The following is a 13574-nucleotide window of genomic DNA, read 5'->3' as shown; positions in this document are numbered from 1 at the left end:
ACGCATTGACATAGTTCCACACGAAGTTTACTGAACCGCTTAGACGATTCAGCTCTTTTATGTGTTTGTTTTTAATGCGTAGCTTGAGTGTTTTCATATATTCAGTATGGCAAGATTAATTTTAGCTTACAACCCTTTAACGACTTCTTACGACAGTGTGTGTCGCCTTATATCCACCCCCTGAAGTGGGTGGTTTTACGGTGACTGGTGATAAAAATTGAAAATTTTACACATACATGCTGTGTTTGTTTGGAAGAAACTTACCCCAATCTCTGCCTTTTTTAGTTATCATAGTGAGTTAACACTATCACCATCATTCATGGTAAATAACCCCTAAAAAAAACATTTGTTGATTATGGCTGTTTTAAAAATGAATAACAATACTAGCCCAAATAATATTCCAATTCTGCGTACCCTATTAAACGCCGACTATGAAAGCACTCATGATGCCATGCTAAACACTACTCTGTCTCGAATTGAGCAGAAGAAACAAGGCATAATTACTCCAGATGAGTTATGGGTGGTTGAGCATAACGATGTTTATACTTTAGGTCAGGCAGGCAAAGAGGAACACATTTTACAACAGGTAGATACGCCCATCATTCATACCGATCGCGGCGGTCAAGTAACGTGGCATGGCAAAGGGCAGCTGGTCCTGTATTGGCTTATTGATTTAAATGCAGCCAACTGGTCAGTCCGTGATATGGTATCTCATGCCGAACAAAGTATTGAAGATGTGTTAAACAGCGCTTTAACTCATGACTCACACGAGAAAAGCTTTTATGCTAAATCTCGGCGTGATGCCCCTGGAGTGTATATATACAATAACGATGACTTGATGCTAGGAAAAATAGCTTCCCTAGGTTTTAAAATTAAACATGGCTTTAGTTATCATGGCATTGCTTTAAACTTAACCTGTGACTTGGCAGTGTTTAACGCCATTAATCCTTGTGGCTATGCCGGCATGCAAATGTTAAAACTGGAAGACTTTGTTGACTTAGCGGCGACATCAGAAACGGCAATCAGTGATTTAGCAGTAACCAAACAGTTGCTGTCAAACATTCAGCAACGTCTTGCAGGCGATATTAAACTAAATCCTATCAATAAATAATAACTTTACTCATCATGAGAACTAAGCTATGACTTCAGACACAAGCTCTAGGACACCAATATCATCCCCTGAATATACTGATCCCAATGCTACGGCAACCTTAGAGTCTGTACCTACCCATGAGGCCAATCAGACATCTGCAACTAATAGCTTGCTTGCTGATCCTAATACCTTAATACTGAATGAGTTATTAAGCGATAAAGAGACGCCTTGGCAAGTTCATAATTTTAAAATCATAGATAAGTCAGTGACTCAAGATCAATTACTGCCCTTTATCTATCACCATGATGCCCTATCTGAGGAGCTAAAACAGCTTCATCCTTTAACCCGCAATCTGTTAAAACAGTTTCAAACCCCAATGTCAGCACAACAAGCGGCTGAGCTATTAGGTATAGACGCTGCATTAGTTCCTACTCCTTGGATGGTTAAAATCACTGGGACTCTGGTTATGTTCTGCGAGCGGCTACAAATTGCCCTAAGATTAAAGTTTACCAATACTGCTAAAGATTATGACCCTGTTTATACCACGACAGCTGACCAGGCCCTACAAGCCTCGATGCAAGACTGGCACTTTTATGGTGACATTTTTGTGCTTAATAAAGGCAGTAAACCGCTTATCATGACCGCTGACCCTGATTGGATAGAAATTCCACAACTGCCAGAGTATCAGCTATTACCTGGTGAATTCGGCTTGGCTACCTTGGCCTTATTAGAAGAAAACAAGTCCTATATTACTAATTTGCAAGAGGCTATTAGCCAAAGATTGGTATAGCAATTTAACCCAATAAATCATAAGATTAGGTTATAGATAGACAATCTTATTTGCTTTAACCAAAATCAGATTAATAGGTTACAATAGCCAATAGTAAATGAACCTCTAAAGATAAAAAGGATGTTGTATGCAATACCGCTCTAAGACCTCAACTTCAGGCCGTAATATGGCAGGTGCTCGTGCTTTATGGCGCGCCACAGGTATGACAGATGGTGATTTTGACAAACCCATTATTGCCATTGCCAACTCATTTACTCAGTTTGTTCCAGGTCATGTCCACCTAAAAGACATGGGACAATTGGTAGCAAGAGAGATTGAAAGATTCGGCGGTGTTGCCAAAGAGTTTAATACTATTGCTGTCGATGATGGTATTGCCATGGGTCACAGCGGTATGCTTTATTCGCTACCAAGTCGTGACTTAATTGCCGACTCTGTTGAATATATGGTTAATGCGCATTGTGCTGATGCCTTAGTTTGTATCTCAAACTGTGACAAAATTACCCCAGGTATGTTGATGGCGGCTATGCGCCTTAATATCCCTGTAATTTTCGTTTCAGGGGGCCCTATGGAAGCTGGTAAGGTATTGGCATCCGATCTTGCTCTTAGCCACAATTTAGATGCGCCTGTTAATGAAGACGGTAAAGCGATTCGTAAACTAGACTTAGTTGATGCGATGATTGATGCCGCTGATGACAACGTTAGCGATGCAGATGTGCTTGAGATTGAACGTTCAGCCTGCCCTACTTGTGGCTCATGCTCGGGTATGTTTACTGCGAACTCAATGAACTGTCTAACCGAAGCATTAGGTTTATCACTTCCAGGTAATGGCTCATTGCTTGCCACTCATGCCAAGCGTGAATCGCTATTCTTAGAAGCAGGACGCCGCATTGTTGACTTAGCCAAACGCCGTTATGAGCAAGATGATGACTCAGTATTACCACGCTCTATCGCTACTAAGGCCGCTTTCGAAAACGCCATGAGCTTAGATATTGCCATGGGCGGTTCAACCAATACCATTCTGCATTTATTGGCTGCGGCTCATGAAGCGGAAGTAGATTTCAAAATGGCGGACATCGATCAATTAAGCCGCCGCGTGCCTTGCTTGTCGAAAGTTGCGCCAGCGACTCAGAAATACCATATGGAAGACGTACACCGTGCAGGGGGGGTTTTCGGTATCTTAGCAGAGCTAAATCGTGCAGGTTTATTGACTACGGATATTCCTACTGTTCATAGTAGCTCGCTACAAGAAGCTTTAGAGATGTGGGATGTGATGAATACTGACCATCCAAACCATCAAACTGCTCGTGATTTATACATCGCAGCACCAGGTGGGGTACGTACCACGCAAGCATTCTCTCAAAATAAAGCATGGTCTAACCTTGATCTAAACCGTGAGTCTGGCTGTATTCGCTCTGTCGACAATGCCTATTCTACTGACGGCGGTCTAGCAGTATTATTTGGTAATATTGCTGAACGTGGCTGTGTGGTAAAAACTGCCGGTGTTGATGACAGCATCTTAACGTTTACCGGTCGTGCTCGTGTGTTTGAATCGCAGGATGATGCCGTTGACGCTATTTTGGCCGATAAGGTTGTGGCTGGGGATATCGTCATTATCCGCTACGAAGGACCTAAAGGTGGTCCAGGCATGCAGGAGATGCTCTACCCCACTTCATACCTAAAATCAAAAGGTTTGGGCAAAGAGTGTGCCTTATTAACCGATGGTCGTTTCTCTGGGGGCACCTCGGGTCTATCAATCGGTCATGCTAGCCCAGAAGCCGCTGAAGGTGGTGCTATTGGCTTGGTAGAAGAAGGTGATACCATTCACATTGATATCCCTAACCGCAGTATCAATCTTGAAATCTCTGATAGTGAATTGGCAAAACGTAGAGAAGAAATGGAAGCCCGTGGTAGCCAAGCGTGGAAACCCGTTAGCCGTGAACGTCATGTGAGCCAAGCTTTACGTGCTTATGCTGCTATGACTACCAGTGCCGATACCGGTGCTGTACGTGATGTTAGTCAAGTTGAGCGTTAAACTGTAAATCATTGTTATTATAAAAAGTCAGCTTCGGCTTAATGCCTGTCAGTTAAGAGATTTTATAGCGGAATCGTGAAATTCGTTTTTTCTAGAGCCCCATATTTATGGAGTCATCTGGTTTTAAAAAACCAAATCTCCGCTAAGTCTCTTGCTTAACTGACTGGCATTACAGCTTAGGCTGGGTTTTTTTATGCTTAAAACATATTATTTTTATAACCCATAAAAAACGCTTAACTTATAGAGTCAGTTTCCTGTAAAGTTATTATCTTATAGAGTGAGCATTGTGCTCTTTATACAGAATATAGAACCTCTATCACCTATTAAATAGGAAATACCATGAAGCTCGCAGAAGCATTATTGATCCGAAGTGATTTACAAAAAAAGTTGTTTCAATTAAAAGCACGCATTGCCAATAATGTAAAAGTGCAAGACGGTGATACCCCAAACGAAGATCCCAATGCGCTCATCATTGAAGCCAATCAAGTCATCACCGAGCTTGCCTTACTAATAGAGAAAATTCACCGCACCAATGCTTTGAGTCAAACCAGCGAAGGCGAATCTTTATTGAGCCTATTGAATAAAAGAGATGAATTGGAGATGCGTCATAAACTTTTAATCGACGCCATTGATATGGCCAGTAACGAAGCTGCCCGTTATAGCCCCCGTGAAATAAAATGGAAAGTGATGGTCTCTGTGTCAGCCCTACAGAAGCAAGCCGACGATTTGTCCATGAAGTTACGTAAATTAAATCTTGTTATTCAAGCCAATAATTGGCAAATAGATTTGATGCAATAAGTCCTATTATTCTCTTCTAACCTTCCCTTATTTGCTACAATAATAGTTGGAACTGACTGGGCGAGTGTCAAACCCCTTACCGCCACAACAGGGGGTTGAAAATATTCTGTAGTGGTTGCTAAGCGTTGTGGGCAGGCGTGATTTTTTTACTACTCATGCCCAGCACCCCTCACTTTTCATACGTTACCTATTATAGCTTACTACCAGACACTGACAGTCAGTTTCTCCCTTTCAAGGTTATAAATTTACCAAATCACAAAACTTATTTGTTTTTCATTAACTAAAAAATAACGGTTTTTATTAGTTATTCCTTCATCATAGCTTTCCTTGATACTTTATAATTTATTGTATCCGCACTTAAAATAATCGTATCTCGCCCTAAAATAGCTGCTCTGCTCTAGCCTAACCTACCTACAGGTATAGGGTGAGACTTGTCTTTGTAGGAAGATAAAAAATTATTAACCCTCCTCCCAAAACAATCGGATCAATATGATAGAAAACTATAACCATTTCTTATTAGTTTGCGGCTTTGCCTTTTTACTAGGAGGATTCGCCCCTTATTTTTTAAAGCGACTACCACTCTCCTTACCTATGTTGCAGGTTATATTAGGCCTGACTATAGGCTACTTATGGACCAGCTTTCCTTTTTTAAGTCCTATTGATAATGGCACGTTTGTTGAAAAGCTCTGTGAATTGGTAGTCTTAGTATCATTGGTTGGCGCAGGTATTAAGCTCGACACCCCTTTAAAATATCAAAGATGGCGACCCACCATACGTTTGTTGCTGATAACCATGCCGTTATGCATCGTAGCTATGGCAGCATTGGGTCATTATATATTTAGTCTGAGCCTAGGCGCAGCCCTACTACTTGGCGCAGTACTGGCACCGACCGACCCTGTACTGGCTTCAAGCGTTCAAGTGGGACCGCCTAATGGTGAGGGAGAAGACTTACCTCGATTTTCATTAACCTCAGAAGCGGGGCTTAATGACGGTCTTGCTTTCCCTTTTGTTTACCTTGCTATCAAGATTGCAGAACAATTTACCACCACCGATAAGATAACCTCAAACTTACTACTTGATTGGTTTACCATGGATGTGGTTTGGCGGATTGCAGCAGGTTTAGTTATTGGCGTAGCTGTCGGAAAAATTATTGGACGTATTGTCTTTTCTAACAGAACCAAAGAGACAGCTCTGTCACAAGGCTATGTCATCATTGCCATTACCCTTTTGGCTTATGGGCTGGCTGAATTTATCCATGGCTATGGCTTCATTGCAGTCTTTGTGGCAGCATTTGCCTTTAGGCGCACCCAACATCGGCATGATTATCATGAAGAGTTACATGACTTTGCCGAGCAATCTGAAGGCTTATTGATGTCATTGGTGTTGGTTATCTTTGGGATGGCACTGGGTCAAGGACTCAGCTCTGGCGTAGAGCTGACTTGGCAGGTTTATGCTGTGAGTCTGATTATTCTGCTATTGGTACGTCCCCTCGCAGGGTGGATAGGATTAGCAGGATTGAACTTGCCTCATAAAGAACGCTTTACCATTGCAAGCTTGGGCATACGAGGTATAGGCACATTTTACTATTTGGCTTACGCGCTAAATAAGGGCGTTTTTGATCCCACTGAGGCCAGCGACTTATGGATTATTTGTTCTATTGTAGTGATTGGCTCAATCTTCATCCATGGCGTCACCGCGCCGCTATTAATGAAGCTGTCTACTGGAACAAAGTAACTTGAAGCTGTGAGTGAATAAAATCATCAACTATTGTTGTTGATCAAGCCATTGCAAAATAGTCTCGGTAATCGCAAACTGGCGAATATCGGTACTCATGACCACATCGTAGTTATGCACAAATGCCACAGCAAGCTCTCGCTCAAAATCACACCAAGCCACTGAACCATTATAGCCCATATGGCCAAAGGCAGAGCTTAGCTCCTCACTGCTATAACAACGACTAAAAACTCTATGATAACCCAGACGCCACTGCATGCTGTGAGGATCAGCTGCGGGCATAATGGCATCTGGACCTTTAACATTAATTTGCGATAATTGCTGAAATACTTGCTCAGAGATGAGCTGTTTGCCTTGCCAGCTTCCTTTATTGGCAAGCATGGCATACATCTTAGCCAATGCATCAGCTGAAGCCACATTATTTGCTGCAGGTATTTTTGCCATCAATGCGTCGGCAGTATAGTAATTAAAGCCTGAGCGTCCAGCAGGGACCAAAGCATACTTAAAGTCCTGCATTTGGATGCTACTCATATCAAAATATAAATTGGCAATATCTAAGGTATTTAAAACCGCTCCATCACTATCTTTGTCTTGCTGCTTATAAGCACTCTGCCAGCACGGGTAAGCCGTCATATTTTGATAGATTTGCAAAGTTTGTTCATTATCAGAGCGTAGTTTGGGCTTAGCACTTCTTTTTTTAGGGGCAGAAAGATCAGACTGTGGTTGCTCTTTTACACCAATAAAAGTTTCGAAATCTTCAAAGTTCTTAGTGAGCGTGGCCACATCCGCCAGTTTTTGTTGAGGAACCCCAAAATAAAGACTGCCCTCAATACCTAGCGGTTTTGCCAAATATTCATTGATAACTTCATTTAATGTTTGATTGGTTACCTTCTCTATCAAACCTCCCAATACCCAGCCGGAGACCAGAGCACTGTAAGCACTTGTCGCCTGCTCATTGGCTGGGACTCTAGAGCTCATGGCTTCAACTCGACTCAACATCTGTTGCCAATCAACCATATCTTCCGCGGTATCGGTAACTGACTGAATATTAAATAGCCCTGCTTGATGGGTTAGCACTTGGCGTAAAGTAATGTCCTGCTTGCCATTTGCTGCAAACTCTGGCCAATAATGTGCCAACCGTTGGTCATAGTCCAATAAGCCATTAGACACTAGGATATGAATCAGCGTTACCAATACCCCTTTTCCAGTAGAAAAGTTCAGCGATAAAGTATCTTTGTCCCATGGGGTGTCAGGTACGGCGTAGCCAGCATTGGCTTGTGCAATCAACTCCCCCTTATGATAAACCACCACAGAGCCACCTGCTGGTGCGTCCTCTAATTGTAAATCTCTCATAAGCTGGGTTAATTGTGCTTGCAGATTATCCATAGGCTAACTCTAAAAATTAAATATTAAAAAACAAAGATGAGCAGGCTATAAAGTGTCCATTTATCAAATGATAGCCAGCCTATTATTAATAAGACCCGTTATTAGCGCGGCACCAATAAACGCATGCGGACTTCTTCTTCCAGACTCTCTAAGCCATGCTCCTTACCGCGCTCTAAGGCAGTATCCATCTTACGACCTCGTAGCCACCCAGTACGTAAAGCTATACAAGCCCCTACCCGGTTCCCTGAACCACAATGAAGTAACGTTTTTTTGCCATGATGGGTCCGTAACGCTTTATCAAACTCCAACAGATTGATTTGCTTTAGATCATCAGCCCCTGAAATAGGTAAATGGGTATAATGAATACCAGCTGCTTCTACCGCTGATTTTTCATCAAAAGTCAGCTCAGAGTCAGGCTGTAGGTTGATGATGTGCTCTATACCTGCTTCCGCAATTTTAGTAATTTTTTCTGGAGATAATTTGCCCGTTACTACCGTATTGGCATCTGGAAACTTAGCATTATCTAACACTTGCTCTAACGAAGCTTGTAGTGATGTTGCTTGATGTTCCTGAGTTTCGGTACGCTCTGCTGTTGTTTCAACCTCATTGGCCATATTCTTTCCCTTAAAAACGTAATAAATTCAGCCAAAGCAATGAGCCTTAGCTGAATCCTAATAAATATAACAATGATAGTTTATCTTGCTACCGTTTTAAAGCTTACAGCTTTTTAATAGTACCTGCCAGATGTGGCATATCATTTTTAGCACTATACAAGTCAAATTCAACAGTGCCAGACTGCTGCAGCTTCTTCAGATTATCCCCAATTAACTCAACTTCTGATGGCAGAAGAATGGGTAACTTGAAAGCCACGTCCACAGTGTATGCTTCAGGAAAATCCATTAAGCTTAGACACTTGGCCTTTGACCACATACCATGAGCAATGGCTTTTGGGAAACCAAAAGCTTTAGCAGTTACTGCATGAATATGAATTAAGTTAAAGTCACCTGAGATTTTGGCATAACGGCGTCCAATATCTTCTGGTACTGCAAAGATACTGTGTAAGTCATCTTTAGCAGCAGCAGGCTTTTGGTTAACTGTTTTTGGCTTGCTGTCCTTACTACCTGAATTCTCAGTTTTTTGACGAGATAAATAAGTCGATGTGCCTTCCCACACTAACTCTTCTTCACTATAAACTTCTGTCACAAAGTCAAACTGCTTGCCTTTGTCATGATCACGTAGGTTGGCAAAGCTGACTCGCATAGTCACTACTTCTGAATCAGCGATACGACGATGCTGGGTGACTGAGTTGGCCACGTGTACCAAGCCCAACATAGCAAATGGGAAAGCCTCATCTACCATCATATTCATCTGTAAAGACTGAGACAACACTGCAAAGTAAGTAGGAGGAATTTGACCGTTGTCAGCAAAACCACAAATACGGCGATAATTTTGTAAGTTAGTCTTATTAACTTTTAGCTCATTTACTGTATAAGTGGCTTCAGGTAATACGTTTTTCTTAGCTTTTTTATTACCACCAACGACAGGTAGCAATGACTTAATGACTTTGGGGTAAGTTTGACTGGCTTCAGGTAAGCTTTTAAATTCACGAATGGTCATAATTAATCCTTATTATTAATGTATAGGTAATAGCAAATTATTATAAAAAGAGCCATCGTAATGATGGCCCTTTTCGCGCAAATATCAAAGACAGCTATTGACTTACCTATAGCTAGCCGTTGATATCCTATATAGCTTAATAAAGCGGATTAAGCGCCTAATAAGCTTTGACCACAAACTCGAACGATATTACCGTTAACCCCACCTGATGCTGGTGTTGCTAACCAAGCAGTTGCTTCAGCAACATCAATTGGTAAACCGCCTTGGCTCATAGAGTTCATACGGCGACCGGCTTCACGAATGGTCAATGGAATAGCCGCAGTCATTTGCGTCTCAATAAAGCCTGGAGCAACGGCATTAATGGTTATGCCTTTGCCTTCTTCTTTTAGCTTCTTAGCGGTGGCTTGAACCAGACCAATAACCCCTGCTTTAGAAGTTGCATAGTTGGTTTGACCTAGGTTACCAGCGATACCTGAAATTGAAGATACGCAAACAATGCGGGCATCTTCATTCAACACATCATTTTCAAATAGGTAGTCGTTGATGGCTGCGATACTTTGTAAGTTAATATCGATAACCATGTTCCACTGGTTTTCGTCCATCTTAGCTAGGGTCTTATCACGAGTTACCCCTGCATTATGGACGATACCATCTAAGCCATTGCGTTTGGCAGCGGCTTCAGCGATCTTCTCACCTGCATCTTCAGCTGTGATATCTAGAGCAAGCGTAGAGCCCCCAATTTCACCTGCTACTTTTTGTAGGTCTGCTTGCTGCTGTGGAATATCTAAGCAAATCACATGAGCGCCGTCACGAGCCAATACTCGTGCCATAGACTCACCAATACCGCGGCTAGCACCGGTTACTAAAATTGTTTTACCAGCAAATGGTTTCGACCAATCAAGCTCTTGCACTTTGCCTTCACCAATACGCACTACTTGACCTGAAACGTAAGCGGAACGAGCAGAGATGAAGAAACGTAAGGTAGAATCGATGTTCGCTTCAGCCCCTTTGCTCACATATAGCAACTGTGAAGTAATACCATTTTTAAATTCTTTACCTACAGACTTAACAAAACCTTCAAGAGATCTTTGCGCCAAAGCTTCGCCGATAGTCTCACACTCTTCTGGCGGACGACCAATAATGATTACTCGGCCAGACTTTTCAACTTGACGAGCTACTGGGTGGAAGAAGTCATACATTTGTTTTAGATCTGGGGCATAAGCGATGTTACTGGCATCAAAGATAAGGACTTTATACTTATCACTATTATTTTCACTGTTTTTGGCTTCTATACCAGCGCCCGTTAAAGCGCCTTTATTAGCATCATCACCAGCCACATACACTTCGGCATGAAGCTTATTTAATACGGTAGCAACAGCTTCACTTACGCTACTGTCTTCACCAGCAGCAGAACCAAATAGTACGCTACCACGAACGACTTTCTCGCCCGCTTCAAAACGATCTAACTTAGTTGGTAGAGGTAAACCTAAGTTTTTAGCAACTTTTTTACCTAGTGACGACTGAACAAACTCTCCATAGCGATCTGACATGAAATCTCCTAGTTATATTAATGATTGGTTATTAGTTATGAAAAACCATGCGAAAATAACTTCGTAGCTTTACGTAGCCAATTCACTTGGCCAATTTTATAAGCATGAAAAACAATAAACATGAAAACACAAGTTTAAGGTCTTAATTCAAAAAAATATTTGGGGCATGCTTTAAATTACCCTATATTTTCAATCTTAATGAGACTTATTACATAAAAAACTACGACTACCCAGTTCATGCTAAAGCTTAAAGCCACTTCCTTCAAACCCCCTCAACACTCACCCAGACGCAATTTTTTTGTTAAAAAACCTCACTTTAAGGCTCTCTCAGCAACACTTGCTTCACACTGTTAACTACTTAGTATCATTATTCAACGATATAAGATTGCCAATTATTGACTATGTGATAAAATTAAACCTAATGTTATGTGTAGCCCTTGTAATCATAACATTATATTATTATAGAATAACATTCGCTACAATGCTTTAGTAACAATGTTAAAATTGTCTCTATTGACTCAGTTAATGTTTTCTTATGGTCTAAGTACTAATTTTGGCATAACTGAATAATTAATCATAACTAAGCGGCTTTTTTAAGTCATAAGATATAAGGATATTAAATGAGCAAATCAAATTCTAACAATAAGAAGGCTGATGCCAATTCAGCAGTAACTTCAACTGTAGTAAGTAAAGCAGGTCAATCTTTATTAGATGAAAACACTGCAGACACCGACAATACGCAGCAATCAAAATCGTCCGTTGACTTCTCTGATCTTCAAAATGAAGTAAACTCCTCTAAAAAATCAGAAGAGGATGCCGTAATCAGTAAAGACAGAGCTGCCAAACAAAGAATTGTAGAAGAAGCTAAAGCTCAAGCTGCAGAAGAAAAAGAAAGGGAAGCACAAGAAGCCGCTGATTCGCAAGTTGAGCCGTCTAAAGAGGCTGCCAAAGATTCTGAACAACAAAAATCACAAGAAAGTAGCGAAGAGCAAACTAAAGAGAAATCTGCTACCAAACAAAAAACCAGTAACAAAAAAGAAGATAAGTCAGCCAAAAAAGACGATAAAGAACCCTCTAAAGCTGATGAGTCTAAGAAAACAGATGAGTCGAAAAAAGATTCTACTGACAAACCCACTATCAATAAGGAAAAATCAATGTCTGATGCTTCAAAAACCTCAGCCCTTCCCCGCCGTGTCGCCATTTTAGGTGGTAACCGTATTCCATTTGCTCGCTCAAACGGCGCTTACTCTGATGCCAGCAACATTGATATGTTAAGTGCTGCTCTTAACGGTCTGGTTGAGCGCTATGAACTGCAAGGCGAACGTGTTGGTGAAGTTGTTGCAGGTGCGGTTCTAAAGTTAAGCCGTGACTTAAACCTAACACGTGAGTCTGCATTAAATACAGCTCTTGATCCACAAACCCCTGCTTATGACATTTCTCAAGCTTGTGGTACTGGGCTTCAAGCCACTTTTGCAGCCAGTAACAAGATTGCTTTAGGTATTATCGACTCTGCCATTACCGGTGGTGTAGATACCACTTCTGATGCCCCTATCGCGGTGGGTGATGGCCTACGTAAAGCTCTAATCAAATTGGGTGCCGCGAAGACCAACAAACAACGTTTAGCTGCGTTAACTAGCATCAATCCTAAAGAGCTTATCGATGCCCCACAAAATGGTGAGCCACGTACTGGTTTATCAATGGGTGATCACCAAGCCATTACTGCTTTAGAGTGGAACATCTCTCGTGAAGACCAAGATGAGTTGGCGGTTAACAGTCATCACAATCTAGCCCGTGCTTATGATGAAGGTTTCTTTGACGACCTAATCACTCCTTATAAAGGTCTGACTCGTGATAACAACTTACGTCCAGATTCTTCATTAGAAAAACTAGCTACTTTGAAGCCTGTGTTCGGTAAGCGTAACGCTAACCCAACTATGACCGCAGCTAACTCTACTCCACTAACTGACGGTGCTTCTTGCGTACTATTAGGTACTGATGAGTGGGCTGAAGCTCATGGTCTAAAACCATTGGCTTACATTGCACATCAAGAAACTGCTGCGGTTGACTTCGTAGGTAAGAGTGGTCCTAAAGAAGGTCTATTAATGGCACCTGCGTATGCGGTACCTCGTATGCTTGAGCGTGCTGGTCTAACTCTTCAAGATTTCGACTTCTACGAAATTCATGAAGCTTTTGCCTCACAAGTTCTATCAACGCTAGCCGCTTGGGAAGATGAAACTTTCTGTAAAGAGCGTTTAGGTCTAGAGAAAGCCCTAGGCTCAATTGATCGTAGCAAGCTAAACGTTAATGGCTCATCGCTAGCTGCAGGTCATCCATTTGCGGCAACTGGTGGTCGTATCTTGGCCACTGCTGCTAAACTATTGGATCAAAAAGGCTCAGGCCGTGCTCTAATTTCTATCTGTGCGGCAGGTGGTCAGGGCGTAACTTGTATCCTAGAAAAATAAGATTTTTTAGTAACTTAATCATAAGTAGCTAAAAAAATAGCTTAGATAAAAAAAGAGTCCAAAATAATTTGGACTCTTTTTTTATATTTATCATTTGAATTAAGACTGGTAG

Annotated in this window: 10 protein-coding genes and 1 pseudogene; 6 read left to right on the top strand and 5 right to left on the bottom strand. The window is 41.6% G+C overall.

The window, feature by feature from the left end; genetic code table 11:
* A pseudogene (locus A1019T_RS13770) lies at positions 1-97 on the bottom strand (transposase); the annotation flags it as partial.
* A gap of 273 nt (positions 98-370) precedes the next feature.
* Between A1019T_RS13770 and lipB the strand changes: the two are divergent.
* The 5 genes from lipB (at position 371) to A1019T_RS11580 (ending at position 6447) form a co-directional block, all read left to right on the top strand.
* Positions 371-1111, top strand: a complete 741-nt coding sequence (gene lipB, locus A1019T_RS11600; protein WP_244156654.1) for a lipoyl(octanoyl) transferase LipB — start codon at positions 371-373, stop codon at positions 1109-1111.
* Between the two features lie 28 nt (positions 1112-1139).
* Positions 1140-1883 (top strand): hypothetical protein, encoded by a 744-nt coding sequence (locus tag A1019T_RS11595; RefSeq protein WP_077451770.1) that lies wholly within the window; start codon positions 1140-1142, stop codon positions 1881-1883.
* 127 nt (positions 1884-2010) lie between these two features.
* A complete protein-coding gene (gene ilvD / locus A1019T_RS11590) occupies positions 2011-3915 on the top strand; it encodes a dihydroxy-acid dehydratase (protein ID WP_077451769.1) in 1905 nt (634 codons plus the stop codon).
* Positions 3916-4254: 339 nt separating this feature from the next.
* Entirely contained in the window at positions 4255-4713 is a 459-nt protein-coding gene (locus A1019T_RS11585; protein WP_077451768.1) for a DIP1984 family protein, read from the top strand.
* A 489-nt stretch (positions 4714-5202) separates the two neighbouring features.
* The gene (locus A1019T_RS11580) at positions 5203-6447 is read left to right on the top strand and encodes a cation:proton antiporter (protein WP_077451767.1); all 1245 of its coding nucleotides are present in this window, start codon (positions 5203-5205) and stop codon (positions 6445-6447) included.
* A 30-nt stretch (positions 6448-6477) separates the two neighbouring features.
* On the opposite strand, the gene A1019T_RS11575 is transcribed toward A1019T_RS11580, so the two are convergent.
* The 4 genes from A1019T_RS11575 to A1019T_RS11560 form a co-directional block, all read right to left on the bottom strand.
* Positions 6478-7833, bottom strand: a complete 1356-nt coding sequence (locus A1019T_RS11575) for a serine hydrolase domain-containing protein (RefSeq protein ID WP_077451766.1) — start codon at positions 7831-7833, stop codon at positions 6478-6480.
* Between the two features lie 101 nt (positions 7834-7934).
* Positions 7935-8447 carry a protein tyrosine phosphatase family protein gene (locus tag A1019T_RS11570; RefSeq protein ID WP_077451765.1) on the bottom strand — a complete coding sequence of 171 codons (513 nt, stop codon included), beginning with the start codon at positions 8445-8447 and terminating at the stop codon, positions 7935-7937.
* 103 nt (positions 8448-8550) lie between these two features.
* Positions 8551-9450, bottom strand: a complete 900-nt coding sequence (locus tag A1019T_RS11565; protein WP_077451764.1) for a MaoC family dehydratase — start codon at positions 9448-9450, stop codon at positions 8551-8553.
* A gap of 149 nt (positions 9451-9599) precedes the next feature.
* Positions 9600-11000, bottom strand: a complete 1401-nt coding sequence (locus A1019T_RS11560) for a 3-oxoacyl-ACP reductase (RefSeq protein ID WP_077451763.1) — start codon at positions 10998-11000, stop codon at positions 9600-9602.
* 620 nt (positions 11001-11620) lie between these two features.
* Between A1019T_RS11560 and A1019T_RS11555 the strand changes: the two genes are divergently transcribed.
* Positions 11621-13462 (top strand): acetyl-CoA C-acetyltransferase, encoded by a 1842-nt coding sequence (locus A1019T_RS11555; RefSeq protein ID WP_279626189.1) that lies wholly within the window; start codon positions 11621-11623, stop codon positions 13460-13462.
* Positions 13463-13574: the final 112 nt, after the last annotated feature.

Origin of the sequence: Psychrobacter piechaudii, from assembly GCF_900162825.1 — a bacterium.
GTDB classification, from domain to species: domain Bacteria; phylum Pseudomonadota; class Gammaproteobacteria; order Pseudomonadales; family Moraxellaceae; genus Psychrobacter; species Psychrobacter piechaudii.
This window is presented reverse-complemented; position numbering and strand designations above follow the sequence as displayed.

Excerpts from the sequence above, each read along its gene's own strand:
- lipB (WP_244156654.1), top strand. The coding sequence starts at position 371 with ATGAATAACAATACTAGCCCAAATAATATTCCAATTCTGCGTACCCTA.
- A1019T_RS11595 (WP_077451770.1), top strand. The coding sequence starts at position 1,140 with ATGACTTCAGACACAAGCTCTAGGACACCAATATCATCCCCTGAATAT.
- ilvD (WP_077451769.1), top strand. The coding sequence starts at position 2,011 with ATGCAATACCGCTCTAAGACCTCAACTTCAGGCCGTAATATGGCAGGT.
- A1019T_RS11585 (WP_077451768.1), top strand. The coding sequence starts at position 4,255 with ATGAAGCTCGCAGAAGCATTATTGATCCGAAGTGATTTACAAAAAAAG.
- A1019T_RS11580 (WP_077451767.1), top strand. The coding sequence starts at position 5,203 with ATGATAGAAAACTATAACCATTTCTTATTAGTTTGCGGCTTTGCCTTT.
- A1019T_RS11575 (WP_077451766.1), bottom strand. The coding sequence starts at position 7,833 with ATGGATAATCTGCAAGCACAATTAACCCAGCTTATGAGAGATTTACAA.
- A1019T_RS11570 (WP_077451765.1), bottom strand. The coding sequence starts at position 8,447 with ATGGCCAATGAGGTTGAAACAACAGCAGAGCGTACCGAAACTCAGGAA.
- A1019T_RS11565 (WP_077451764.1), bottom strand. The coding sequence starts at position 9,450 with ATGACCATTCGTGAATTTAAAAGCTTACCTGAAGCCAGTCAAACTTAC.
- A1019T_RS11560 (WP_077451763.1), bottom strand. The coding sequence starts at position 11,000 with ATGTCAGATCGCTATGGAGAGTTTGTTCAGTCGTCACTAGGTAAAAAA.
- A1019T_RS11555 (WP_279626189.1), top strand. The coding sequence starts at position 11,621 with ATGAGCAAATCAAATTCTAACAATAAGAAGGCTGATGCCAATTCAGCA.